The following is a 24,885-nucleotide window of genomic DNA, read 5'->3' as shown; positions in this document are numbered from 1 at the left end:
GCGCTTGCGGCTCCCCAGACCCTCGGCATCACCGAACGACAGCTGCATCGCACTCACCCCGATCACGGTGAGGCATTGTCGCGCAATCGGGCGGAGTTGTTCAGACCTTCCTAAGCACGCGCAGCAATGGGAAAACACGCTGACGACCTACGCCTAAGCCATGAAAGCCGCCGTGACTCTGCGTCCGTCAGACCTTGAGCGCTGCCCAACGAGCATCGACCGCTCCATGCATTGCACTCAACTCGGCCGTGGTCAAACTCGTGAACGCTGGCGCCAGTACCCGCCAGTAGACAACCGTGCAGTATCCGCGCGGTCCTTAAGCACATTCATCATCCGAACCGATAGATCGTAGAAGCTGAGCGTCCGGTCAATAAAGTACTCGCGTGCCAAGCGCGGCATTGGGAAGCTGTCTTCGTCGAGCTGGAATTTGCCGTATCCCTTCGCCGTCTTCTCTGAGTAGAGGCGGTGGATCTCTGTAACAAGGCGCTGCACAGCCTCGTTGACGGCGACGGGTCCTTCCCGCTCCACTACCTGGGCATCTTCCTGACGCTCCTTCACGAGCTTATGGACGATCAAGCCAACAATACTTTGCTGCGGTGCGTTCATAGTTATTTGTCTTCCCTCTGTTGCGCCCTTCGGTTTTCTTTCTTCGGCACGCGCGATTCGTTCTGCTTGCGCACAGTGCCGACCTGCACGTTGTAGGAGCCGCCGACAACTACCTGGGACTGATGGCCTGCGCCCCCTGAATGCGGCGGCACAGAAAGACCCGCGACCGCTCCAATTGCCGCAGCTTTCCCGCGTGCATCGAGTGCCCGATACGCTGCCAGAAAGGCCGCTTCGTCAGGCGTCATAGCCACCCGGACACGTTCGCCTGTGAGCACATATGACACGTCAACGCCGAGAAGCGCGACCGCAGAAAGATAGGCGGCGTCCGGCGAACGCTCCCCCTTTTCGTAGTTGAGCTGCGCCAGCTTTCCGACGCCTCCCTCCGCGCCAAACCGCTCCTGTGTAAGACCTAGGCGCTTGCGCTCCTCACGGAGTCTTTCGGCTATTAATCGATTATTCATTTGAAGACCAATTTGACACAAATTGACTTCATAGATATTCGTTTGATTACTAGAATGCTCATGTTATGCAAGATTCTCTTTCACGAGTATATCCGCCATGCCCCGTGGAAATGTCGCAGAACGTCGCGCGCCAATTGGCGTCGTGACTGACAAGCCCGTCTATATCCGCCTTCGGCCCGAGGAGCTTCAGAAGTTCAAAGCGCGCGCCGCCACTGAAGGCCGGTCGCTCGGCAACATGGGCCGCGTTCTCATCCTCAGCGCGCTGGCCCAGCCGAGCTCCAACAAGCTTAAGCAAGACGTGCCGCAACGGCACGCAACTTCCGTTGTGGAGGATTGACCATGCACGCCCAACACCGAATCGAACACGCCTTGCGGCGCAAGCTCTCCGGCCCATCGCGGCAAGAGGTGCAGCACACCATGGGCTGGGACAAAGGCGCCATGAGCCGCTTCCTGAGCGGCGAGCAAGGCGTGCTGATCGACAAACTGGATACGCTCGTTGGCGTCTGCGGCTACGTGCTTGTTACGCGCAAGTACATGGATGCCGTTGCAACGCTGGGCGAGGTCGGCATGTTTTGCGAATGCGCACGCCAAGGGCTTGGCGAGTGCAGCCGGCCGCAGGGGGTGAGCAAATGAAGCACCTCTGCCCTCACTGCGGCACCCGCCTGCATATCCGCACGAGCCGCGCCGTTTCGCTCACGTCGCGCGAGCTTTACGTGCGCTGCCCTGAAGAGCACTGCGCTTATACCGGCAAGGCCATCTTGTCGATCATCAGCACCATCGCGCCCAGCATTAACCCCAACCCGCTGGCCTACCTGCCTGTTGGCCGCACCCGCGTGCTGCCCAACGGCACCGGCCAATTGAGCCTGCTGCCCGAATAGGCGCCAGCAGCTTCAGTTACCCCCTTCCCCTCGCACCCACTTTTGCACGCTCCCCGTACGGGGTGCGGGGGGCTTTTTTTGCCCAAGAAAAGGAGTTGCCCGTGTCATCAGTCGTCACCACTCTCTGTGAAGCCACCTCCATCAGCGTGGGACCGGTCAAGTTTGCGAAGACGGTTGTAGGAACTGGTCCGCTCGTTTTTGCCACGCAGCGCATTGAAATCACGCTGCACGATGGCAACCGCCATCACCTCTCCATCCATCTGGCGCAAGGCGCGCATGCGCTGGCCGTAGGCGATCCGGTCACCATGCCGACGCTCGACGAGGTGCCGGCATGAAAACCTACCTCGTCCGCGTTGCCGCCGGCGGCCGTCGGCTGTCGTTCCACACCATTGCCGCATCGAGCTCAGACGCCCTCCTGACCGGCATGCGCACCGCTGAAGCGCTTGGCCTGGCGGCGTGCGCCGGCTCGGCCCGCTTGGTAGGGAGGTCGTCATGAAGGTCCTGCAGCTGGTTGCCATGTTTGCCACCCTCGCCGTGCAGGCAGTCGCCGTTGGCTTGCTCTTTGCCTGGCGTTGCAAGAACGACCCGACGTTGATCGGCTACGCCGCGCATCCGGAGCGCTTCGACGGCCTTGCGCGTGCGCTGTTGTGGCTTGCTGTGGCGTGCATCGGGGGTGCGCTGGTCGTCGCTGGCGTGATGGGCTACGGCATCTTGGTGGAGGTCGTCTGATGCTAGCCCTCGTCAATCTCTGGATGCTGCTCACCGCGTTCGTATCGGTGGCTCTGCTCAACTACAGCGCCAACACACAGCGTTGGGGTGCGCTGGTCGGCCTGCTGGGGCAGCCGGCGTGGCTGTATCTCACGCACGTTACCGGCGAGGCCGGCATGTTCACCGCGTCGGTGTTCTTCGCCGTCTGCTATGGGCGCGGCGTGTGGTGCGGCTTTGTCATGCGGGGGCGCCGGCATGGATAAGCGCGCCATCACCGAGGACGACGTGCGCTGGATGCACGGCTTCCTGCACCTGACCACACCGTACGACGCCATGCCGCCGCTGCTGCGCACCGCTGTGGTGGCCGCAGCGGCGGCCATGATGCCGCGCCTGCGTCGCCGCGCGGCGCAGCCGGCCGTCGACTTCAAGCGTCGCGCCGCCGACGACACAGACGACTGAGTTACCCGTTCCACCATCGAAGCATGAACCCAGCCCTCTCCTCTGCCATCACCTCGCGCCTGGTGCGCGATTACGGCTTCAAGGAACGATCGAACAAGCTGGAGGCAGGCACGTGCCCCTCCTGCGGCAAACGCTCGCTGTGGGCCTTTGCAGACGCACCGTGGATGGTGCGTTGCAACCACCTGAATAACTGCGCGGCCGAGTTCCACGCCAAAGAGCTGTATCCCGACCTGTTCTCTTCCTGGAGCGACCGTTACGTCAAGACGCCGGAAGCGCCGCACGCGGCGGCCGACGCCTACCTGCGCGACGCGCGCGGCTTTGACCTGTCGCGCATCGCCGGCTGGTACGTGCAGGAAAGCTATTACAGCCACGAGCTGAAGATCGGCAGCGCTACCGTGCGCTTTCCACTGGGCGAAGGTCGCTACTGGGAGCGCATCATTGACCAGCCTGAACGCTTTGGCGACCGCAAGGCCACGTTCAATGGCTCCTACGCGGGCACCTGGTGGCAGCCGCCCAATCTTCCGGCCACCCCAAAGGAGCTCTGGCTGGTGGAAGGCATCTTCGATGCCATCGCCCTGATGCATCACGACGTGGCCGCTGTGGCCACGTTCTCGTGCTCACACTACCCGACCGCCGCCCTGGCCGCACTGGCCGAGCAATGCGCCGCCGGCGGCCACCGTCGCCCGCACCTGGTGTTCGCCCTAGATAACGACGCCGCCGGCCGCCGTTACACGCTCAAGCACCTGGAGCGCGCCCGGGAAGATGGCTGGTCGGCATCGGCCGCGCTGCCCAAGCAGGCCGGCAAGACCAAGCTCGACTGGAACGAGCTGCACCTGCGCGACCGCCTCTCCAAGCGCGACCTGGACGAATACCGCTACCTGGGCGACCTCTTCACCGCTGCCACGCCGTCGGAAAAGGCGCGCCTGATGTACCACCGCACGGGCGATGCCAAATTCCCCTTCGAGCACCGCAACCGCCTGTATTGGTTCAAGCTGGACCTGGAAGCCTTCCAGCGTGAAAGCTCCACCGTGCGCGAGCTGCATGAAGACATGGCGGAAGACGAAGTGCGCGAACACGCGCTGCAGCTCGCCTGCATCGTGCAGCCCATCGCTAACTGCCTGCCGACGGCGCTGTACTATCAGGCCAGCCCGCAGACGGATGAGTCCTGGTACTACTTCCGCGTGACGTTCCCGCACGATGGTCAGCCCGTAAAGGCCACCTTCACCAGCGCCCAGATCGCCAGCAGCAGCGAGTTCAAGAAGCGGCTCCTGGGCGTGGCGCCGGGCGCCATGTACACCGGCAGCGGCCAGCAGCTCGACGAATACCTGGAGAAGCAGCTCGCCCGCATTGCCACGGTGCAGACCATCGACTTTGTGGGCTACACCAAGGAATACGGCTGCTACGTCTATGGCGACGTGGCCGTAAAAGACGGCAAGCTCTACCAGCTCAACGACGAGGATTTCTTCGACATCGGCAAGCTGGCCATCAAGACCATCAGCCAGGCCGCCACGCTGTCGCTCAACACCGACGTGAAAAGCCTGCAGACCGCCTGGCTGCCGCTGCTGTGGCAGGCCTTCGGCGCCAAAGGCCTGGTTGCGCTGGCGTTCTGGTTCGGCAGCCTGTTCGCAGAACAGATCCGCCAGGACCACAAAAGCTACCCCTTCCTGGAGCTGGTGGGCGAGCCCGGCGCCGGCAAGACCACGCTCATTGAGTTCCTCTGGAAGCTCTGCGGCCGGCGCGACTACGAAGGCTTCGACCCGAGCAAATCATCGCTGGCCGCCCGCGCGCGCAACTTCGCCCAGGTGGCCAACCTGCCCGTCGTGCTCATCGAGGGCGACCGCGGCGACGAAGGCGCCAAGCAGCGCGGCTTCGATTGGGACGAGCTGAAGACTGCCTACAACGGCCGCAGCACCCGCGCGCGCGGCATGAAGAACGGCGGCAATGAAACGTACGAGCCGCCCTTCCGTGGCGCCATCGTCATCAGCCAGAACGCCGAGGTCAGCGCCAGCGACGCCGTCCTGCAGCGGATCGTCCACGTCTACTGCGACCGCTCCGCGCAGACCCAAGCCACGCGCGCCGCCGCCGAGGCGCTCGAGCGCATCCCGGTGGAGGACGTATCCGCCTTCCTCCTGGCCACCGTCATGGCCGAGGCCAAGGTGCTGGAAACCTTCGCCGCGCGTGTATCGGCCCACGAGCAGGCGCTCATGGCGCGCCCCGACATCAAGACCGTCCGGATCGCCAAGAACCACGCCCAGATCATGGCCATGGTCGACAGCATGCGCCACGTGCTGCCGCTCACCGACGAGCAGCACGCCGCCGCCCTGGACGAGCTGGGCCGCATGGCCGCTGCGCGCCAGCAGGCCATCAGCGCGGATCACAAGCACGTCCAGCAGTTTTGGGAGGTGTACGAGTACATCGAGTCGGCCGACGACGAGCGCCCGATCCTCAACCACGCACGCGGCGACGGCCTCATCGCCATCAACCTGCAGCACATGGAACAGGTCGCCGGCGAACGCCGCATCGAGCTGCCCCCGATCGCGGAGCTCAAGCGCGTGCTCAAGACCTCGCGCCAGCGCAAGTTTGTCGACATCCGCGCTGTCAACAGCGCCATCAACGCCCACCACAACCGCGAATACCCGCTCCAGCCGAAGCGGCCCGAGACGGTCAAGTGCTGGGTGTTCGAGTCACCGTCTTCCAAGCAACACAGCAACACAGGAACTGCAGCATGAAAGCTCTGAACATCAATCAGGTCGCCGACAAGGTCTCGCTCGGCAAGTCCACCATCTATCGCATGGTGGCCAAAGGGCAGTTTCCCAAGCCTTTCCCGCTCGCGCCCAACCGCAGCGCCTGGCTGGAGGAAGACATCAACAAATGGCTTGCAGCCAGGGCCGGCAGACCGTCGTCGCAGATCAGCTCAACCGCTGCTGCAGCGCACGGGTAACCACTGCGGGCGCCCCCGCTTTATCCCGGCAACTCGGCCCAATTTTTGGGGGTCTCGGCCAGATTGTGGGTAGGGTTGTGGGTAGGGGCGATTTTTTAGATGGGGAGCCATATCTGGCGCGGCTTTCCGGCCCACATTGAGCGGTCCCTCTCTCCGCCAGAACACAAATGCCCGCTCAAGCGGGCATTTTCATTTCTGCGGCACCTTCCATCGCCCAAAAACAAAAGACCCAGTCTCCCGACAAGGCCTTTTGCATCCCACCGCCGACGCGTCTGCGCGGTCGGCATCCTCTCGCGTAACTCAATGCAGCGTGGCGGTCGTCTCGCCCACCATCAGCGTCTGCGTAACCTCATCGCGAATCGATTGGGCTTTCAGCAGCAGGCGCAAGGCGATATCGGCACCACGGCTGTTTGCCACGTGTTCGATAAACGCGTTGCGTGCGCGTTCATTCAGCGTGGCAACGTGCGCAGCCTCGGACCACACACGCCACGCGGAGGGCTGACCGGCAAACTGCTCGCGGCGGCGAAGCAGGTCCGAGTCAATGGCAGCGGCAATCTCGATGTCTTGAACGGTGCGATTCATGATGGCCCCCTTGCGCTCTGTGCTGTTTTTGCGATCTCTTCGCGGTGCCCTGTGCCGGGCGTGCAGCCTGACGATGCAACGTCCATGCCAATACCCGGCGGCCGCTCCATTCGCGGTTCGTGCATGCATGCGTTGTCGTTTTGATCTGTTTGAAGTGCCCTCCTGACGCGGGTTGGCGGACAGCACCCCTACGTTGGTGGGGTGCGGAATGCTCATCTGAACACGGCCCCGCCGGCCGGCTCGTTACGCGGAACGTTACGTAACGCTCGGGCGTTCCACAACCCAATCACGCGCCTCGCACGGTGGCACCACGCCATCTGCGGGGAACGCGTCCACAGGCATGCTTGGTACTTGACCCGTGCGCCCAAGCCCGCTGGCGCGCGGTCGGTCGTGTCACCCACCCCTCTTCTGCGTCGGCCTACTCGCTTGCTTCGCTTCCCCACCCGGAGCGATCGGCCGCGTGCCGCCACCCTCGGCGCGCCGGCCATCCCCCGAGACAAACACAACCAGAGCATTCAAGAGGAGACCCCCATGCAGATGGGCAACCCACGCGTGCGGCACGGCCGCATGCTCATGTCCGCGCTGCTGTGCGCGGCGCTCTCGCTGTCGGGCTGCGGCGGCGGTGACGGTTCCGCCGTCGCCAACAGCACACCCGCCGATTCAAACACCACCACGCAACCCACACAGCCCACGCAGCCGGCACAGCCTGCCGCTGTCAACTGGACCACGCGTGGCACGCGCGCCACGCCGGTGCAACCAGGAACGTCCATCGCCAGCAACGCCGGCGCCAAGTGGGACGATTACACCCCGCCCGCGCGCTACGCAGGCGTTGCCAAGCAAGCCACGCAGTACATCACGATGCCCGACGGCACAAAGCTGGCGGCATACGTGACGCTGCCCGCCGACGCATCCGGCAAAGCCGCGACCGGCACTTTCCCCGAAGCGGATGTATGGATATCGAGCACCGCGCTGGACGCCGGCGTCTCGGTACGCATTGACGACGTGGACGCCGCTGGAAACGTTACGCCGCACACCGATGGGCTCCAGACGGCTTCGTTGCGCGCGGTGGACGGCAGCCGTTCACGCACGATGAACGGCCTGATGATCCAGCCATGGCATCCGTTCACGACCGGCTCCGTCCAGCCGATCGTGCCGGGCCAGGCCGTCATGGTGCCGGTGGAGGTGTTCCGACCAGCGCCCTCATCGCCAAAGGCCACAAGCTGCGCGTAGCGGTGGGCGCAAGCAACCTCCCGCAAGGCGTGCCGCCGCTGCCTACGCTGCTCGACTCGTTGATCGGCGTGCTGACCGTCTATAGCGATGCGGCCCGCCCCTCCCACGTGGTTCTGCCCGTGGTGCCCGCCACCGCGCTGTAGCAAAAGCCGCTTCTGGCAATCACACGGCCCGCTTCGGCGGGCCGTTTTCTTTACACACCTGACACCACCAAATTACGTAACGGACTAAATCCATACGTAAAACTACGCACAGCAAGTGATGCGGATAAAAAGAAGGATAACTGACATTAAATAACTCAAATACGGTAGGAAAACGTTGGCGCCGCCCAAGCCGCATAATCCATCGCACGATTCGGAATGACGGCAAGCCCAGCCCTTGCCACATAAGGTTTCACCGGCAACACAATCCCCTCACATGCATTAAGCAAAAACGCGCATGAGAAAGCTATTCAGGATTTTCTTTTGAATGCCGATAACCCCGGGTAGACCGAAAAGTCGGACAAAGACGATTCGGTCTCACCGTGACATAACCTGCATCTTCCACGAGTACGCAAGACCCTGCAGATAACAAACGTGGTCGTCGACCGTCCTTTTCGAGCCGCTCCGGTGCGCGACCGCATCTCCATTCATTCAGCAAGCCGGAGGACGCTGTGAACCTTTCCCAGATGACCATCAAGGCCAAGCTCACCACGGGCTTTGGCGTGCTGGCAGCCATTGTTGTCGTGGTATCGGGCATGTCGTTACGGGCGCTGTCCGAGTCGACCGAAGGATTCTCGAGCTATGTGCACGGCATCAGCGCCCGCGCAGATGTCGCCAACGACGTGCGTACGGCGGTCGACCGCCGCGCCATTGCCGCGCGCAACCTGGTTCTCGTGGTGACGCAACAAGACCTGGACCTGGAAAAGGCAGAAGTCCTGCGCGCGCACGACGACGTGAAGAACAAGCTCAAGCAACTCAACGACATGATCGCGAGCGCCAAGGACGCGACCGACCGCGGGCGCTCGCTGGTACAAGACATCAATCGCGTGGAAGCGCAGTACGGCCCCGTGGCCACCGACATCCTCGGGTTGGTGCTGGCCGGCAAACGCGATGAGGCCGTCCAGAAGATGGACAACGAATGCCGCCCGCTGCTGGCTGCGCTCATCAAGACCACCGACGCTTATGCCACCTACACGCACGAACGTCAGGAGCAGCTCGTGCAGGCGTATGAGGCGCAGTACGTCGCCCAGCGCAATCTACTGACCGGCCTGTCGATCGGCGCGGTGCTGCTGGCCGTGATTGCCGGCCTGGTCATCACGCGGTCGATCACGCAGCCGATCCGCACGGCGGTCGATGTCGCCCGGACGGTGGCGCGCGGTGACCTGAGCAGCCGCATCGATGTGCGCGGCAAGGATGAGACAAGCCACCTGCTTTCCGCCCTGCGCGACATGAACGGCCGCCTGACCGAGATCGTCGACAAGGTGCGCGACAGCAGCAGCAGCGTCGCGGGCGCCGCCAAACAGATTGCCGCCGGCAACGCCGACCTGAGCCAGCGCACGGAAGCGCAGGCGTCGTCGCTGCAGGAAACGGCGGCCAGCATGGAAGAGCTGACGTCCACCGTGAAGCAGAACGCCGAGAATGCGCAGCACGCCACCGCGCTCGCTTCCACCGCGTCGGAAGTGGCACTCAAGGGCAGCACGGTCGTTGGCCAAGTCGTATCGACCATGCAGGACATCAGCGAGCGCTCGAGCAAGATTGCCGACATCACCGGCATCATCGAAGGCATTGCATTTCAGACGAACATCCTCGCGTTGAACGCCGCCGTGGAGGCCGCACGCGCAGGCGAGCAAGGCCGAGGCTTTGCGGTCGTCGCCAGCGAAGTGCGCAGCCTGGCGCAGCGTTCGTCAACGGCGGCCAAGGAGATCAAGGAACTGATCGCCTCGTCGGTGGAACGCATTCAGGACGGCTCCACGCTGGCGTGCGAGGCTGGCGCGACGATGTCGGAGGTCACGCAGGCCGTGGCACGGGTCACGCACATCATGGAAGAGATCGCCGCGGCCTCGCTGGAGCAGCGGCGAGGCATCGAGCAGGTCAACCAGGCCATCTCGCAGATGGATGAAGTGACGCAGCGCAACGCCGCGCTCGTGGAGGAAGCGGCCGCCGCTTCGCAGTCGCTGCAGGACCAAGGGCAGGAACTCAGCGCGGCGGTATCGTTCTTCCGCGTCGCCTGAGGCGGCACGGCGCAGCGCTCGTCGTCATGCGGCCCGCGCTGACAGGCGGCGGGCCGTTACGGCTGCGTCTACAGCGGATCGCGCAGATAGCCCACCAGCTTGTCGACCACCGGCCGGTTCGGCCGCGTCAGCAGGCTCACGACGATGGCGGCGGCAAAGCCGGCGGGCACCCCAAACGCACCCGAGGCGATCGGGTCCACACCGAACCACGGGTGGCCGAGGATGCCGGTCATGCGCGTAAAGAACGGGTAGTTGACGAAGATGTAGTACACGCTCACGGCCAGGCCGGTGAGCATGCCGGCAATCGCGCCGGCCCGATTCGTGCGCTTCCAGAACACACCCAGCACGAGCACCGGAAAGAAGCACGAAGCGGCCAGCGAGAACGCGGCACCCACCAGAAAGAGAATGTTGCCCGGCTTGAGCGACGTCACGTAGGCGGCGAGCAATGCCACGCCCAGGAGCACGACTTTCGCGCCGGTCACGCGCCTCTGGTGGCTGGCGGTGTTGTCGATCATGTGGAAGTACACATCGTGCGACAGCGCATTCGCAATCGTCAGCAGGAGGCCGTCCGCGGTGGACAGCGCGGCCGCCAGCGCGCCTGCGGCAATCAGGCCCGACAGCACATACGGCAGCCCCGCGATTTCCGGCGCGGCCAGCACGACCATGTCCGGCTGCATCATCACCTCGGCCCACTGCACGATGCCGTCGCCATTGATGTCGCGCAACGCGAAGACAGGCGGATCGACCTTGCGCCAAGGCACGACCCACTGCGGCAGATCGCCGAACGACGCCCCCACCAGATGCTGCAGCAGGTCGAGCTTCACCAGCGCCGCCAGCGCAGGCGCAGAGATGTACAGCAGCACGATGAAGAACAGCGTCCACCCGACCGAGTTGCGCGTCCCGCGCACCGACGGTGTGGTGTGAAAGCGCGTGAGTATGTGCGGCAGGCTCGCCGTTCCCACCATCAGGCAGAACACCAGCAGCACGAAGTTCAATCGCTGTGTCCCGCGCTCGGCTTCCGACGCCGATGGAAACGGCTCCGTCGATGGCGGCGGGACGCGGCTGCGTGCCAACGCCTCTTCACGCCTCTGATTCCACAGGATCGCGGCGGCCGCGGCATCTGCGGGGAATGCCTCGCGCTCGCGTTCGAGCGCCTTGATCTCGCGCAGCGGGGCGTTACGCTCGCGGGCAAGCTTCAATTCTGCGTTCAACGCTTCACGGGTGTCGTCGAACGACTGCGGCAATGCAGCGATGCGGTCTTGCAGCGCCTGGGCCTCGCCCAGGAAGTGCTCCCGCACGCCCTGCTCGGCGGCGTCGTGGACGATGCGGCGCTCTTCCTTGTCGATCTGCTGCAACAGGCGGCCGGTGGAAAGCTGCGGCACCGGGTCGTGATGCTGGTGCCAGCCCATCAGCGCGACAACGCCCAGGAACGACACGATCATGATGATGTACTGCGCCACCTGGGTCCACGTGACCGCGCGCATGCCACCCAGGAACGAGCACACCAGGATGCCCGCCAGCCCGAAGAATACGCCCACCGAAAACTCCACACCGATGAAGCGCGTGACGACCAGCCCGACCCCCTGGATCTGCGCGACGAGGTAGACGAACGAACACAGCGTCGCGCCCAGTACCGCAATGCCGCGCACCACCGGGCTGCCGCCGCGCTCGCCGTTGCCGTAGCGCGTGGCGAGGAAATCGGGGACCGTGTAGCCGCCAAACTTGCGCAGGTACGGCGCCAGCAGGAAGGCAACGAGGCAATAACCGCCCGTCCACCCCATCACATAGGCGAGCCCCTCATAGCCGGAGGCAAAGACGATGCCGGCCAGGCCGATGAACGACGCGGCGCTCATCCAGTCCGCCGCGGTGGCCATGCCGTTGAAGAAGGCGGGCACGCGTCGGCCCGCCACGTAGTATTCGGTGAGGTCTGCCGTGCGGCAGATCAGCCCGATGCACGCATAGATGGCAATCGTGACGAACAGGAACACATAGCCGAGCCACACGCCGGGTCCCCGCGCGTGTTCGATCGCCGCCATCATCAGGATGAAGACGAGCAACCCTACGGTGTAGAGCCCGTAATACAGAAACAGCCGCTTGCGAAAGCGGCTGTCGTGCTGCGAGTCGCTGGCCAAGATCGGGGCCGCGCTGCGGGTTAGCGGGCTTCCTTGAGCTGGTCGAGGATGGCCGGATTCTCCAGCGTGGACGTGTCCTGCGTGATGTCCTCGCCCTTGGCCAGCGAGCGCAGCAGTCGGCGCATGATCTTGCCCGAACGCGTCTTGGGCAGGTTGTCGCCAAAGCGGATGTCCTTCGGCTTGGCGATCGGGCCGATCTCCTTGCCCACCCAGTTGCGCAGTTCGGTGGCGATCTGCTTGGCCTCGTCGCCGGCGGGGCGCGAGCGCTTGAGCACCACGAACGCGCAGATGGCTTCACCGGTCATGTCGTCGGGGCGGCCGACCACGGCGGCCTCCGCCACCAGCGGGTTCGCCACGAGCGCCGATTCGATCTCCATCGTGCCCATGCGGTGGCCCGAGACGTTCAGCACGTCGTCGATGCGGCCCATGATGGTGAAATAGCCGGTGTCCTTGTCGCGGATCGAACCATCGCCGGCCAGATACAGCTTGCCGCCCAGCTCTTCCGGGAAGTAGCTCTTCTTGAAGCGCTCCGGGTCGCCCCAGATGGTGCGGATCATCGAAGGCCACGGACGCTTGACGACGAGGATGCCACCCTGCCCGTTCGGCACGTCGCCGCCGGTTTCATCAACGATGGCCGCCAAGATGCCGGGCAGCGGCAGCGTGCACGAGCCCGGCACCAGCGGCGTGGCGCCCGGCAGCGGCGTGATCATGTGGCCGCCGGTCTCGGTCTGCCAGAACGTATCGACGATCGGGCAGCGGCCGCCGCCGACGTTCGTGTGGTACCACATCCAGGCTTCGGGGTTGATCGGCTCGCCCACGGTGCCCAGCAGGCGCAGGCTGGAGAGGTCGTACTGCTTCGGGTGGATCGTCTCGTCGGCCTCGGCGGCCTTGATGAGCGAGCGGATCGCCGTCGGCGCGGTGTAGAACGTGTTGACCTTGTGGCGCTGGATCATGTCCCAGAAGCGGCCGGCGTTCGGATACGTCGGCACGCCTTCGAACACGACCTGCGTGGCGCCGGCTGCCAGCGGGCCGTAGGTGATGTAGGTGTGGCCCGTGACCCAGCCGATGTCGGCGGTGCACCAGAAGATGTCGTCCGGCTTGAGGTCGAACGTCCACTGCATGGTCAGCAGCGCCCACAGCAGGTAGCCGCCCGTGCTGTGCTGCACGCCCTTCGGCTTGCCGGTCGAGCCGGAGGTGTAGAGGATGAAGAGCGGATGCTCGGCGCCCACGGGCGTCACTTCGCACGTGTCGGGCTGGCCCGCCTCGACTTCATCCATCGCGCGGTCGCGCCCTTCGACCCAGTTCACGTTGCCGTTGGTGCGGCGATAGACGATCACGTGCTTGACGGCCTCAGTGCCTTCCATGGCCAGGGCTTCGTCGGCGATGGCCTTGAGCGGCAGCGCCTTGCCGCCGCGCATCTGTTCATCGGCCGTGATGAGGGCCACGGCGCCCACGTCGACGATGCGCTCCTGCAGCGACTTGGCCGAAAACCCGCCGAACACGACCGAGTGCGTCGCCCCGATGCGCGCGCACGCCTGCATGGCGACGATGCCCTCCACCGACATCGGCATGTAGATCACCACGCGGTCGCCCTTCTTGATGCCCAGGGCCTTGAGGCCGTTGGCGAAGCGGCAGACGCGCGCGTGCAGCTCGCGATACGTGATGCGCGTGACCTTGGCGTCGTCGCTTTCGAAAATGATGGCGACCTTGTCGGCGTTGCCGTTTTCCAGGTTGCGCTCGAGGCAGTTGTACGAGGCGTTGAGCTCGCCGTCTTCAAACCACTTGTAGAACGGTGCGTTGGATTCATCCAGCACCTTGGTGAAGGGCTTGTGCCACAGCAGGTGCTCGTGCGCCAGGCGCGCCCAGAAGCCTTCGTAGTCGCGCTCGGCCTCGGCGCACAGGGCACGGTATGCATCCATGCCGGCGATGTTGGCCTGTTTGACAAAGGACTCGGGCGGGTTGAACACGCGCGTTTCCTGCAGGACAGATTCAATGCCAGCCATGATGTCTCCTGATAGCGATGTCTGTAATCGTTTTGCGGCGAATCTAAGCGCCGGACCTGACTCCAGCCTTACGCATTTGCGCGGCGCAAACCGATGTGAAGGCCATTACTATAATGCGTCACCCCGCGTTACGGCACCCACCGCAACGCAACATGGCCGGCCCGAAAGCCGCGTCCCGTGCCGGTTTCCACCGAACCACCATCGTGCCCATTCACGCCCTTTTTCTCATCGCTGCCATGGCATTGGTCGGCAGCAACGTCGGCTTCGGAAAATCGATCGTCGCCGTCATGCCGGTCATGCTGTTTGCGTTGCTGCGATTCCTGATCGCCATTGTCTGCATGGCGCCGTGGTACAGGCCGTCGCGCATGCGGCGCGTCACGCGCGGCGAGTGGACGAACCTCTTCCTGCAGGCGTTCTTCGGCACGTTCGGCTTTACGCTCCTGATGCTCAACGGGGTGAAGCTCACGTCGGCGCTGGCCGCGGGCATCATCACCAGCACGATTCCGGCCACGGTGGCGCTGCTGTCGTGGCTGGTGCTGCGCGAGCGGCCATCGCGGCGGACGTTCGTTTCGGTGGTGCTGGCGGTGGCCGGCGTGGCGATCCTGAACGCCTATCGTGGCGGCGAATCGTCCGCCGCCGCGCCGGCCGATGCCACGCAGGCGCTGCTGGGCAATGCGCTGGTGATGGGTGCGGTGCTGTGCGAGTCCATCTACGTGATCCTGTCGCGCCGCCTGACGCAAACGTTGCCCGCCATCGAGATCTGCGCGTACACGCACTTGATCGGCGGCCTGCTGATGCTGCCGCTCGGGCTGGTGCCGCTGCTGACGTTCGACGCGTCGAGTGTGCCGCTGCCGATCTGGGGGCTGGTGCTCTGGTATGCGCTGTCGGCCAGCATCTTCTCGTTCTGGCTGTGGATGAAGGGCATCCGCCACGTGCCGGCGCACCTGGCCGGCGTGTTCACCTCCGTGCTGCCGATTGCGGCGGCCACGTACGGCATCGTCGCGCTGGGCGAAACCCCGGGCTGGGCGCACGGTGTGGCGCTGGCATGCGTGGTGGCGGGCATCCTGATCGCAAGCTGGCCGGCACGGCCGCGCCGCCCGGTGCGGCGGCGGGTGGTCGATCCACTGGATCCGCTCGATCCGTCGCTCGACCGCGAGTGAAGCACATCGCGAGCGTTGCCGTGTAAGCGATTTCGCCATCGCGAAACGCTACAATCGCGCAGTTTTTCGTCCAACTGCCCGCTTGCCTCATGAAGTCGCCCATTGCTCCGCTGCGCCCGATCCCGCGCCTGATCTTCTTCTCCCGCTGGCTGCAACTGCCGCTGTACCTGGGGCTGATCGTTGCCCAGGCGGCCTACGTCTATCTGTTCGTGATCGAGGTTTGGCACCTGGTCTCGCACATGAACGAGCTCGACGAAACCAAGATCATGCTCGCCGTGCTGGGGCTGATCGACGTGGTGATGATCTCCAACCTGCTGATCATGGTGATCATCGGCGGGTACGACATCTTCGTGTCCAAGCTCGGCATCGAGGGCCATGAGGATGAACCGGAGTGGCTCGACCACGTGAACGCCGGCGTGCTGAAGGTCAAGCTGTCGATGGCGCTGATCAGCATCTCGTCGATCCACCTGCTCAAGACCTTCATCGATGCACCCCAGAAGGACACCCACACGATCCTGTGGCAGGTCGTGATTCACGTAGCGTTCCTGGTCTCTGCGCTGGTGATGGCCTGGGTGGACCGCATCGTTTCGCACGCGCATCCGCACGGCGAGGCTGCCGACGCACATTGACGCCGCGCCCTTGTCGGCGCGGCGATTCCGACGAACGCGCTCGGACAATCCGTGCCCGACATTGGGTGTATGATCTCAGGCTGTTCTGAGCCTGCGGCGCCCGCCGTCCAGGTCACAGGCAGGCAGTGACGGCCACCGACCACTGCGCTGCCGCACCGGCTTTTCATTCCTATACGTTGGTCCCCCACCATGACCGTCATTCGTCAAGAAGACCTCATCCAGAGCGTTGCCGACGCGCTGCAGTACATCAGCTATTACCACCCGATGGACTACATCACTGCTCTGGGCCGCGCCTATGAGCAGGAGCAGAGCCCGGCGGCCAAGGATGCCATCGCGCAGATCCTGACCAACAGCCGCATGTGCGCCGAAGGCAAGCGCCCGATCTGCCAGGACACCGGCATCGTCACCGTGTTCCTGAAGGTGGGCATGAACGTGCGCTGGGACGGCGCCACGATGAGCCTGGAAGACATGGTCAACGAAGGCGTGCGCCGTGCGTACAACGACGTCGACAACAAGCTGCGCGCAAGCGTGCTGGCCGATCCGGCCGGCAAGCGCACCAACACGAAGGACAACACCCCGGCCGTGATCAACATGTCGATCGTGCCGGGCGACACGGTGGACGTGATCGTCGCAGCCAAGGGCGGCGGCTCCGAAGCCAAGTCGAAGTTCGTGATGCTGAATCCGTCCGACTCGATCGTCGACTGGGTGCTCAAGACCGTGCCGACCATGGGCGCCGGCTGGTGCCCGCCGGGCATACTGGGCATCGGCATTGGCGGCACGGCTGAAAAGGCCATGCTGCTGGCCAAGGAAGCGCTGATGGAGCCGATCGACATCCAGGACCTGATCGCCCGCGGCCCGCGCAACCGCGTGGAAGAACTGCGCATCGAGCTGTACGAGAAGGTCAACGCGCTGGGCATCGGCGCGCAGGGCCTGGGCGGCCTGGCCACCGTGCTGGACGTGAAGATCCTCGACTACCCGACCCACGCAGCCAACCTGCCCGTGGCGATGATCCCGAACTGCGCCGCCACGCGTCACGCGCACTTCACGCTGGACGGCAGCGGCGTCGCCAAGCTGGAAGCGCCGGACCTGTCGCAATGGCCGAAGGTCGAGTGGGCGCCCAACACGGAAACGTCCAAGCGCGTCGACCTGAACACGCTCACGCCGGAAGAAGTCGCCTCGTGGAAGCCGGGCCAGACGCTGCTGCTCAACGGCAAGATGCTGACCGGCCGCGACGCCGCGCACAAGCGCATCGCCGACATGCTCGCCAAGGGCGAGAAGCTGCCGATCGACTTCACCAACCGCGTGATCTACTACGTCGGCCCGGTCGACCCCGTGCGCGATGAAGTCGTCGGCCCGGCAGGCCCGACCACGGCCACACGCATGGACAAGTTCACCGAGACGATGCTCGCCCAGACGGGCCTGATCGCCATGGTGGGCAAGGCCGAGCGCGGCCCGGCGGCCATCGAGGCCATCCAGAAGCACAAGTCGGCCTACCTGATGGCCGTGGGCGGCGCGGCCTACCTCGTGTCGAAGGCCATCCGCGCCGCCAAGGTGCTGGCGTTTGAAGACCTCGGCATGGAAGCCATCTACGAGTTCGACGTGAAGGACATGCCGGTCACTGTGGCCGTGGACAGCTCCGGCACGTCGGTCCACAAGACCGGCCCGGCGGAATGGCAGGCGAAGATCGGCAAGATCCCCGTCGCCGCAGCCTGATCGCTGCAACATGACCACACGCGCGCAGGCACCGGTCGGAGTCTTTGATTCCGGCCTCGGAGGGCTCTCCGTCCTGCGCGCGATTCGCGCCGAACTGCCGGCCGAATCGCTTCTCTACCTGGCGGATTCCCGCCATGCCCCGTACGGGGAAAAATCACCCGAATACATTGCCGATCGCACGCTGCGTGTGTGCGAATGGCTCGTCGATCAAGGCTGCAAGGCACTGGTGATCGCCTGCAACACCGCCACGGCGCAGGCCGTGCACGTGCTGCGCGAAAAACTCGCGGTGCCGGTGATCGGCGTCGAGCCGGGCTTGAAGCCGGCGGTTGCCACGTCGAAGAGCCGTGTGGTCGGCGTTCTGGCGACTGAAAGCACCCTGCGCAGCGAGAAATTCGCACGCCTGCTGGCCGCTGCCTCCGGCGATTGCCAAGTGCTGAGCCAACCCGGCTACGGCCTCGTCCCGCTGATTGAACGCGGCGATACCCATTCGCCGGCCGTGCTCGAACTGCTGCAGGCCTATCTGCAACCGATGCTCGATGCGAATGCCGACACGCTGGTGCTCGGCTGCACGCACTACCCATTCCTGGAAGATGCCATCCGCGAGATTGCGGGCGACCGGCTGACATTGATCGACACAGGACATGCCGTCGCGCGCCATCTCGGCCGCACGCTGGCGGCGGCGGGATTGCACGCGTCAGGCCGGGCTGCTTCGCCGCGCTTCATGAGCACCGGCGACGTGCTTCCGCTGCAAGCCATGGTGGCTGCATTGCTGGGAGAGGCGCCCATGGCGCAGCGCGTCGACATTGGCGATGCGCCGCTCACCCCTGCAGCGACCTCCCTCGCTTCGCAAGCTGAATAAAAAAACGCCACCTGGGTAGGTGGCGTTTTTACTTTGGGCCTTAGCCGAGGTTCGGCTGCGCGGCGACTTCGCCCTCGCCTTCTTCTTCAGCCGGTTCGTACTTCGCCACCACGGCCGTGGCCAGGCTGTTGCCGATCACGTTGGTGGCCGTGCGGCCCATGTCGAAGAACTGGTCGATGCCGATGATCAGCAGCAGACCGGCTTCCGGCAGATGGAACATCGGCAGCGTGGCCGCCACCACCACCAGTGAGGCGCGCGCCACGCCGGCCATGCCCTTGCTCGTGAGCATCAGCACGAGCAGCAGCGTGACCTGCTGCGTAAAGCTCATCTGGATGTTGTACGCCTGCGCGATGAACAGCACCGCGAACGCCTGATACATCATCGAGCCATCGAGGTTGAACGAGTAGCCCAGCGGCAGCACGAAGCTGGCCACGCGCTTGGGCACGCCAAACTTCTCCAGCGCTTCCATCGTCTTCGGATACGCCGATTCGCTGCTCGCCGTGGCAAACGCCAGCATGGTCGGCTCGCGAATCAGCCCCAGCAGGCGCCCGAGCGAACGGCCCAGCAGCACATAGCCGACGAAGAACAGGATCGCCCACAGCAGCGCCAGGCCCAGGTAGAACTCGCCGATCAGCTTGCCGTACGTCCACAGCACGCCCACGCCTTCCACCGTGATGGCAGCGGCCATGGCGGCAAACACGCCCAGCGGTGCAAACCGCATCACGTAGTCGGTAATGCGGAACATCAGCTTGGTCAGCTCTTCCAGGCCGCGGCCGATCACGGTTTCCATCGGGTTCTTCATCGTCGAGAGCGCAGCGCCGAAGAACAGTGAGAACACCAGGATCTGCAGGATCTCGTTGGTGGCCATGGCCTCCACGATACTGCGCGGGAACACGTGGGTGATGAAGGCCTTGAGCGTGAAGTCGCCGGTCTTCAGGCCCGACGTGGCAGTCACCTCCGGCAGCGGCAAGTTCATGTGCACGCCGGGCTGGAAGAAGTTGACCAGCACCATGCCCAGCGCCAGCGAGGTCGCCGAAGCGCACACAAACCAGATCATCGCGCGCAGGCCCACGCGGCCGACCGCGTTGCCGCCGCTCATGCTCGCCAGCCCAGTCACCAGCGTCGAAAACACCAGCGGCGCAATGATCATCTTGATCATGCGCAGGAAGATGTCGGTGATGATGCTGAAGTACGAAGCGATGTCCTTGGCCGCCGCGGCGTCCTTGGCGTATTCGTGGCAGCCCCAGCCCACGGCGATGCCCAGCAGCATGGCGACCCCGATGTGCGAGGTCAGACGTTTGGTGTTCAAGACTTTCTCCAAGGATGGCGCGGGCCGCACAGGCTGCGCGCAGGACGCGGATCTCATGGGGCGGCCAAGCGTTCAAGGCGGCCCACGTTCGTCACGCTTTGTAAAAAGCGACGATATTAGAGAAGCGCATGGCCATCGTTATGTCGATGTTGCATAGCACCATGCAATTTCTGCATACATTGCTGGGCGGTCATCGGCGGCGTGCTGCAACGCCGCATCAACATTGGAATGGCGAGCCGGCGTCCCCATTATTGACGGCCGCGCAATGCCGTCGGGGCGTGCCCAGAAGCCGCGCGTAGATCACCTCGATTGAGACGTGATGAGCACTCGAGCCACTGCTACCATCAAGGCCTCTCGTCACACACCGGAACATTGCGATGAAAATGGCCCCCTTCCCCTTCGGCACGACGGACTGGTCTACCGTCGAACCGACCGAACATCGCGGAGAAACCGGTCTCGCCATCTGGCGCACGCGCGACTTTGGCGACGAACGCAACCGGATTCGCGTGCGCATGGTGGAATACACACCGGGCTACCTGGCCGACCACTGGTGCAAGAAGGGGCACGTCCTGTTCTGCCTGGAGGGGGAGCTGGAAACCACGCTGCAGGACGGCCGCAAGTTCACCCTCAGACCCGGCATGAGCTACCAGGTCGGCGACGATGCCGAGGCGCACCGGTCGTCCACGAAGATCGGCGCGAAGCTGTTTATCGTCGATTGATCAGCGCTGCGTGAAGCCGATCGACCGGCGTTCGCGCAGCTCGGGCTTGATGGAGTGCTCCTGGCGCAGCTGTGCGAGGAAGGCCTCCGGCTCCAGCGCCTCGCCGAGCAGCACCGATTGCTGCTTCACCACCGCAAAATCCCCGGGCGTGAGCATGTCGAGCGAGGCAAGAATCTCGCGCCACACCGGCTTGAGCGCCTCGGCCTTTCCTCCCAGCGCTTCGGCAATGAACATCTGCTCACGCTGCTGCCGCATCAGCGGCTTGAAGCGGATCTTGAAGGCAAAGCGCCGCAGCGCCGCTTCATCGATGCGATCAAACAGGTTGGTCGTGCAGATGAAGATGCCGTCAAAGCGCTCCATGCCCTGCAGCATCTCGTTGACCTCGGAGACCTCGTAGTTGCGCACGGCGGCCTGGCGGCTCTGCATGAAGCTGTCGGCCTCGTCCAGCAGCAGCAGCGCGCGCTCTTCTTCCGCCCGGGCGAACATTGCCGCAATCTGCTGCTCGGTCTCGCCCACGTACTTGCTCATCAGGTCGGACGCGCGCTTGATCATCAGCGGCACATCGAGCTCGCCGGCAATGTGTTCGGCCAGCACCGTCTTGCCGGTGCCGGGCGGCCCGTAGAAGCACAGCGTGCCGCGCTTGCGCGCCCGCAGCGCGTCAATGATGCGCTCGACCGAAAAGCGCGTCTCCAGGTTCAGATAGTCCAGCTTGTATTCGGTGACGACGCGATGCGCCTGCACGTCCGGCCGCAGCCCCATGGCCTGGTCGGCGTGATCAAGCTGGCGCAGGATCAGCGATTCTGCGGATTCCTCCATGGCCGGCTGCGTCAGGCGCGCAAAACGCGCGGCGGAATCAATCTGCGCGGGCGTGAGCGTCTTGCGCGCGGCCAGTTTCGCCATGAACGCATCCGACACATCGAGCCCTTCCAGATGCTTGCGGATAATGCTCTCGCGCACGGTCGGCGGCGGCACCTTCAGCTCCAGGTGGAACTGGAAGCGGCGCAGATACGCCGGGTCGATCTGCCGGATGGAATTCGATACCCAGATCACCGGTACGGGGTTCTGCTCGAGTGTCTGGTTGACCCACGCCTTGCCGTTGACCGAGCCGCGCGGCTCTTCGTGGCCAAACAGGCTCATCAGCTCGCGCGTGGGGCCGGGAAACACGTCTTCCACTTCGTCAAACAGCAGCACCGCGCCGGGCCGCCCGCGCAGGAACGCCTGCGACACCTGCAGGGAGCGATAGCGGTCTTTCCCGGTGAGGCTGTTGCCGTCCTTGTCCAGACAATCCACCTCGTACAGGTCGCAGCCGGCATCACGCGCGAGCACGCGCGCAAGCTCGGTCTTGCCGGTGCCGGGCGCGCCGTAGAGCAGGATGTTCACGCCGGTCGCGCGCTGTCGCGAGGCGTTCTCGAGCAATGCGGTCAGGTAGCGCGCATCGGTCTCGACATGCGGGTAATCGGCTTGCGACAGCGTGGTCGGCGGCGCGGGGCGCGTAAAGACGGCCATCATCTCCGCCTCGCTGGCGTAATCGCCCAGCAGCACATGCAGCAGGCGGTCGGAGATGCGCATCAGGTCGCCCAGATCGGTGACGCTGTTCTCCGGCAGCGGCGGCTCGATCAGACCAAGCGTCTCGAGCCGTGACCCCGGCCGCAACGACGCCGCCACCTCCGCCGTACTCGCCCCGGCAAGGCTGGCCAGCAACTGGAAGGCTTCCTGGCTGTGCGCGACCTTGCAGTCGACCATCACCGCACGCAGATCGCGCTTGTATTTCACCAGCGAGGCGAACAGCAGCAGCGCGCGCTCATGCGGCGGCAGGCCGAGCACGCGCGCCAGCATGTCGATGTTGCCGACCAGCAGCACGCGCTCGCCGGACAGCCGCTCGCCCAGCGCCTGGCAGGAGGCGCCGAAGACCGTGAACATGTCCTTCGCGTGGTGCTTGACGTATTCATCGAGGTAGTAGAACAGCGAGCTTTCGTCGAAGGCGCTGCTCCACTGGCCGTGGCGATCCATGAAGGTGGGCAGATCCAGCTTGCCGACGGCCCGCCAGCCTGGCATGTCGGCGCAGCGGGCCGCCAGGAAGCGCTGCAGGCGGTGGATGACCGTCACCGGCCAGATCAGCTCCGGTGCACAGACGGTCAGGATGTCGTTGATGTTCGTGCGCAGGTTGAACCGCAACCCCATCGCGCAGACGGTGCGCAGCGCAAATTGCGCGCACATGGAATCGAGCGACGACAGCAGCGACGGCTGCCGCCCGCCCGTGGGGACGAACGTGCCGTCGTCATCGGCGTCGTCCATGCTGAGGTTGGCTTCGTCCATGGTCGCCCCCTTCTTCCCCGTTTGCGTCGGTCACGGTTGGCCGGTTCGCCACCGTGTTTGGATGGGTTTCATCCTAGCGCGTTTGCGCACACGGCGGAGCCCGGATCGACCCCTGTGTTTGCAAGTTGCGAGCCCGCGGCGCCATCCGGGCCGCACCGCCTGCGTGCGCGCCACCGGGCTATCAGCCGTCTGGATGTGCGCCTCACCCCACGGGCGGCGAGGAAATGATCTCAAATAGGAATCATTATCGTTTATACTCTTACCTGTCGTTGCGATTGCGTTTGAACAGAACGTTGCCACTTATCGCAACACTGTTGCAACTTGTAGGCCTAAAATGCCTGTCATGCCGACGGCGATCCCGCCGGCTCAACGCAAGGCGCCATGGAACTGCTCCTGAGTCTGCTCATCAGCATTGGGGTTTCACTGATCGTCTTCGGCAAGCGCTGACGTTGCTGGCCGTTTTCGGCGTCCATCCCGCCACCGTCGCATCGCACCCCTTTTTCTGCTTTCGATTCCCGGTCGTTGATGATTCACCCTCGTACTCTCAAGATTCTGGTGGTCGTGCTGTTGCTGCACGCGGGCGTGCTGATGCTGATTCAGCTCGGCCTGATCCAGCCGCCGCCGCACAAGGAAGAACCGCCGGAGCTGCAGGTCAACCTCATCCCGGCCACGCCGCCGCAGCCGGTGCGTGCGCCGGAGCCGCCCAAGCCCGAGCCGGCCAAGCCGACGCCTCCGAAGCCGGTGAACATCGTCAAGCCCGTGGCGCGGCCCAAGCCCGCTCCCATGCCAGCGCCCACGCTGCCGCCATCGGACAACGCGCCCGTTGTCCCCGCCGCACCGCCCGCGCCTCCGCCGCCGCCCGTGGAAGCGGCACCGGCGCCAGCCCCGGCCCCCGCCGGCCCCATCAGCGTCGGGATCAACGACATCCAGTGCAACGATCCGCCGCTGACCTACCCCACCATGTCGCAGAAGATGGGTGAGGAAGGCCGCGCGGTGGTCAAGGTCACCATTGGGCCGGACGGCGTGGTCACCAATACGGCCGTCATCACGTCCAGCGGCTCGCCGCGCCTGGACCGCGCCGCACTGGATGCCGCGCGCAACCTGCGCTGCAGCCCGTACAAGCAGAACGGCCGCGCCATGACCGTGGTCGCCAACAAGCCGTTTGTCTTCAAGCTCGACAACTAATCCGATCCCACCGGATCTGCCTTTCGCTCATTCAGGACATTCATCATGCAGGAACTCGGTCTCTCCCACCTCTGGACACAAGGCGACGTCGTCACCCGCGCCACGGCAATTCTGCTGCTGCTCATGTCGCTCGCCTCGTGGATCGTCATCCTCACCAAGGCGTGGGACATCGTGCGCCTGAAGTCGATGGCGCAGGGCGCTGAAAAGCGCTTCTGGCACTCCGACGACTTCGACCACGCCATGCAGACGCTGGGCTCGCCCAAGGACAACCCGTTCTACGTGCTTGCGCAGACGGGCCGCGAAGCCGCTCAGCACCACCGCGCCAGCCAGCCGCAGTTGCACGACGTGATGGACATCTCCGACTGGATCACGCGTTCGCTCAAGAGCGCCATCGACGAATCGGTCGGCCAGATGCAGTCGGGCTTGGCGGTGCTCGCGTCGGTGGGCTCGACCGCGCCGTTCGTCGGCCTGTTCGGCACGGTGTGGGGCATCTATCACGCGCTGCTCGGCATTGGCGCCGTAGGCGTGCCGACCATCGACAAGGTGGCCGGCCCCGTGGGCGAATCGCTGATCATGACGGCGTTCGGCCTGGCGGTGGCGATTCCTGCGGTGCTCGGCTACAACGCGCTCACGCGCGGCAACAAGGCGATCATCGCCAAGCTGAACCGCTTTGCGCACGACCTGCACGCGTATTTCGTGACCGGCGCGCGCCTGCGTCCGGGCGCTTCGCGCGACGACGCCAGCGTGCGGCTGGCCGCGGTCAAGCAGCAGTAAGGAGTCATC

General features: G+C 64.6%; 26 protein-coding genes. 19 read left to right on the top strand and 7 right to left on the bottom strand.

The window, feature by feature from the left end:
* Positions 1 to 252: 252 nt before the first annotated feature.
* On the bottom strand, positions 253 to 606 hold the full coding sequence (locus KHN96_RS21540; RefSeq protein ID WP_115043905.1) for a nucleoid-associated protein: 354 nt from the start codon (positions 604 to 606) through the stop codon (positions 253 to 255).
* A gap of 2 nt (positions 607 to 608) precedes the next feature.
* On the bottom strand, positions 609 to 1,067 hold the full coding sequence (locus KHN96_RS21535; protein WP_115043903.1) for a helix-turn-helix domain-containing protein: 459 nt from the start codon (positions 1,065 to 1,067) through the stop codon (positions 609 to 611).
* 142 nt (positions 1,068 to 1,209) lie between these two features.
* Between KHN96_RS21535 and KHN96_RS21530 the strand changes: the two genes are divergently transcribed.
* The 10 genes from KHN96_RS21530 to KHN96_RS21485 all read left to right on the top strand — a co-directional run bounded on the left by KHN96_RS21530 (position 1,210) and on the right by KHN96_RS21485 (position 6,053).
* Positions 1,210 to 1,404 (top strand): hypothetical protein, encoded by a 195-nt coding sequence (locus KHN96_RS21530; RefSeq protein ID WP_115043902.1) that lies wholly within the window; start codon positions 1,210 to 1,212, stop codon positions 1,402 to 1,404.
* Between the two features lie 2 nt (positions 1,405 to 1,406).
* Positions 1,407 to 1,700, top strand: a complete 294-nt coding sequence (locus KHN96_RS21525) for a DNA-binding protein (RefSeq protein WP_115043900.1) — start codon at positions 1,407 to 1,409, stop codon at positions 1,698 to 1,700.
* Positions 1,697 to 1,945, top strand: coding sequence for an Ogr/Delta-like zinc finger protein (locus KHN96_RS21520; protein WP_027681326.1), 249 nt, complete (start codon positions 1,697 to 1,699; stop codon positions 1,943 to 1,945). Before KHN96_RS21525 ends, KHN96_RS21520 begins: the two co-directional genes overlap by 4 nt.
* 101 nt (positions 1,946 to 2,046) lie before the next feature.
* Positions 2,047 to 2,280 carry a hypothetical protein gene (locus tag KHN96_RS21515; RefSeq protein ID WP_115077075.1) on the top strand — a complete coding sequence of 78 codons (234 nt, stop codon included), beginning with the start codon at positions 2,047 to 2,049 and terminating at the stop codon, positions 2,278 to 2,280.
* Positions 2,277 to 2,441: a hypothetical protein gene (locus tag KHN96_RS21510; protein WP_181817640.1), complete on the top strand. Its 165-nt coding sequence runs from the start codon at positions 2,277 to 2,279 to the stop codon at positions 2,439 to 2,441. Before KHN96_RS21515 ends, KHN96_RS21510 begins: the two co-directional genes overlap by 4 nt.
* The gene (locus KHN96_RS21505; RefSeq protein WP_115043897.1) at positions 2,438 to 2,674 is read left to right on the top strand and encodes a hypothetical protein; all 237 of its coding nucleotides are present in this window, start codon (positions 2,438 to 2,440) and stop codon (positions 2,672 to 2,674) included. Before KHN96_RS21510 ends, KHN96_RS21505 begins: the two co-directional genes overlap by 4 nt.
* Complete coding sequence (locus tag KHN96_RS21500; RefSeq protein ID WP_115043896.1) at positions 2,674 to 2,916, top strand: hypothetical protein; 243 nt, start codon at positions 2,674 to 2,676, stop codon at positions 2,914 to 2,916. The genes KHN96_RS21505 and KHN96_RS21500 overlap by 1 nt, the downstream gene beginning before the upstream one ends.
* Positions 2,909 to 3,112 (top strand): hypothetical protein, encoded by a 204-nt coding sequence (locus KHN96_RS21495; protein WP_115043894.1) that lies wholly within the window; start codon positions 2,909 to 2,911, stop codon positions 3,110 to 3,112. The genes KHN96_RS21500 and KHN96_RS21495 overlap by 8 nt, the downstream gene beginning before the upstream one ends.
* A gap of 23 nt (positions 3,113 to 3,135) precedes the next feature.
* Entirely contained in the window at positions 3,136 to 5,841 is a 2,706-nt protein-coding gene (locus KHN96_RS21490; RefSeq protein ID WP_115043892.1) for a toprim domain-containing protein, read from the top strand.
* Entirely contained in the window at positions 5,838 to 6,053 is a 216-nt protein-coding gene (locus tag KHN96_RS21485) for a helix-turn-helix transcriptional regulator (protein ID WP_115043890.1), read from the top strand. The genes KHN96_RS21490 and KHN96_RS21485 overlap by 4 nt, the downstream gene beginning before the upstream one ends.
* 300 nt (positions 6,054 to 6,353) lie before the next feature.
* On the opposite strand, the gene KHN96_RS21480 is transcribed toward KHN96_RS21485, so the two are convergent.
* Entirely contained in the window at positions 6,354 to 6,635 is a 282-nt protein-coding gene (locus KHN96_RS21480) for a DUF7696 family protein (RefSeq protein ID WP_045787140.1), read from the bottom strand.
* A 531-nt stretch (positions 6,636 to 7,166) separates the two neighbouring features.
* On the opposite strand from KHN96_RS21480, the gene KHN96_RS21475 reads away from it, so the two are divergent.
* Both KHN96_RS21475 and KHN96_RS21470 read left to right on the top strand, forming a co-directional pair.
* Positions 7,167 to 7,865, top strand: a complete 699-nt coding sequence (locus tag KHN96_RS21475) for a CocE/NonD family hydrolase C-terminal non-catalytic domain-containing protein (RefSeq protein WP_062738416.1) — start codon at positions 7,167 to 7,169, stop codon at positions 7,863 to 7,865.
* Between the two features lie 667 nt (positions 7,866 to 8,532).
* Complete coding sequence (locus KHN96_RS21470; RefSeq protein WP_045787142.1) at positions 8,533 to 10,077, top strand: methyl-accepting chemotaxis protein; 1,545 nt, start codon at positions 8,533 to 8,535, stop codon at positions 10,075 to 10,077.
* 68 nt (positions 10,078 to 10,145) lie between these two features.
* Here KHN96_RS21470 and KHN96_RS21465 read toward each other — a convergent pair whose 3' ends face one another.
* Together KHN96_RS21465 and acs are read right to left on the bottom strand one after the other, a co-directional pair.
* Positions 10,146 to 12,209 carry a sodium:solute symporter family protein gene (locus tag KHN96_RS21465; protein ID WP_373994652.1) on the bottom strand — a complete coding sequence of 688 codons (2,064 nt, stop codon included), beginning with the start codon at positions 12,207 to 12,209 and terminating at the stop codon, positions 10,146 to 10,148.
* 20 nt (positions 12,210 to 12,229) lie between these two features.
* A complete protein-coding gene (acs, locus tag KHN96_RS21460) occupies positions 12,230 to 14,212 on the bottom strand; it encodes an acetate--CoA ligase (RefSeq protein ID WP_045787143.1) in 1,983 nt (660 codons plus the stop codon).
* A 203-nt stretch (positions 14,213 to 14,415) separates the two neighbouring features.
* Between acs and KHN96_RS21455 the strand changes: the two genes are divergently transcribed.
* The 4 genes from KHN96_RS21455 to murI all read left to right on the top strand — a co-directional run bounded on the left by KHN96_RS21455 (position 14,416) and on the right by murI (position 18,573).
* Positions 14,416 to 15,372: a DMT family transporter gene (locus KHN96_RS21455; RefSeq protein WP_099050676.1), complete on the top strand. Its 957-nt coding sequence runs from the start codon at positions 14,416 to 14,418 to the stop codon at positions 15,370 to 15,372.
* 89 nt (positions 15,373 to 15,461) lie between these two features.
* Complete coding sequence (locus tag KHN96_RS21450; RefSeq protein WP_045787144.1) at positions 15,462 to 16,001, top strand: TIGR00645 family protein; 540 nt, start codon at positions 15,462 to 15,464, stop codon at positions 15,999 to 16,001.
* A gap of 189 nt (positions 16,002 to 16,190) precedes the next feature.
* On the top strand, positions 16,191 to 17,714 hold the full coding sequence (locus tag KHN96_RS21445) for a fumarate hydratase (protein WP_062738415.1): 1,524 nt from the start codon (positions 16,191 to 16,193) through the stop codon (positions 17,712 to 17,714).
* 10 nt (positions 17,715 to 17,724) lie between these two features.
* Complete coding sequence (gene murI, locus KHN96_RS21440; protein WP_062738414.1) at positions 17,725 to 18,573, top strand: glutamate racemase; 849 nt, start codon at positions 17,725 to 17,727, stop codon at positions 18,571 to 18,573.
* Between the two features lie 40 nt (positions 18,574 to 18,613).
* On the opposite strand, the gene KHN96_RS21435 is transcribed toward murI, so the two are convergent.
* Positions 18,614 to 19,882 (bottom strand): dicarboxylate/amino acid:cation symporter, encoded by a 1,269-nt coding sequence (locus tag KHN96_RS21435; protein ID WP_062738413.1) that lies wholly within the window; start codon positions 19,880 to 19,882, stop codon positions 18,614 to 18,616.
* A 377-nt stretch (positions 19,883 to 20,259) separates the two neighbouring features.
* Between KHN96_RS21435 and KHN96_RS21430 the strand changes: the two genes are divergently transcribed.
* Positions 20,260 to 20,601, top strand: coding sequence for a DHCW motif cupin fold protein (locus tag KHN96_RS21430; RefSeq protein ID WP_045787148.1), 342 nt, complete (start codon positions 20,260 to 20,262; stop codon positions 20,599 to 20,601).
* Here the strand turns inward: KHN96_RS21430 and KHN96_RS21425 are convergent, their stop codons facing one another.
* A complete protein-coding gene (locus tag KHN96_RS21425; protein WP_062738412.1) occupies positions 20,602 to 22,917 on the bottom strand; it encodes an AAA family ATPase in 2,316 nt (771 codons plus the stop codon).
* A gap of 525 nt (positions 22,918 to 23,442) precedes the next feature.
* Here KHN96_RS21425 and KHN96_RS21420 point away from each other — a divergent pair.
* A complete protein-coding gene (locus tag KHN96_RS21420; protein ID WP_062738411.1) occupies positions 23,443 to 24,102 on the top strand; it encodes an energy transducer TonB in 660 nt (219 codons plus the stop codon).
* Positions 24,103 to 24,147: 45 nt separating this feature from the next.
* Complete coding sequence (locus KHN96_RS21415; RefSeq protein WP_045787151.1) at positions 24,148 to 24,876, top strand: MotA/TolQ/ExbB proton channel family protein; 729 nt, start codon at positions 24,148 to 24,150, stop codon at positions 24,874 to 24,876.
* Positions 24,877 to 24,885 lie beyond the last annotated feature (9 nt).

It is taken from the genome of Ralstonia mannitolilytica, from assembly GCF_905397375.1.
GTDB lineage: Bacteria > Pseudomonadota > Gammaproteobacteria > Burkholderiales > Burkholderiaceae > Ralstonia > Ralstonia mannitolilytica.
The sequence above is the reverse complement of the archived record's forward strand: the minus strand, read 5'-3'. Positions and strand labels throughout refer to the sequence as shown.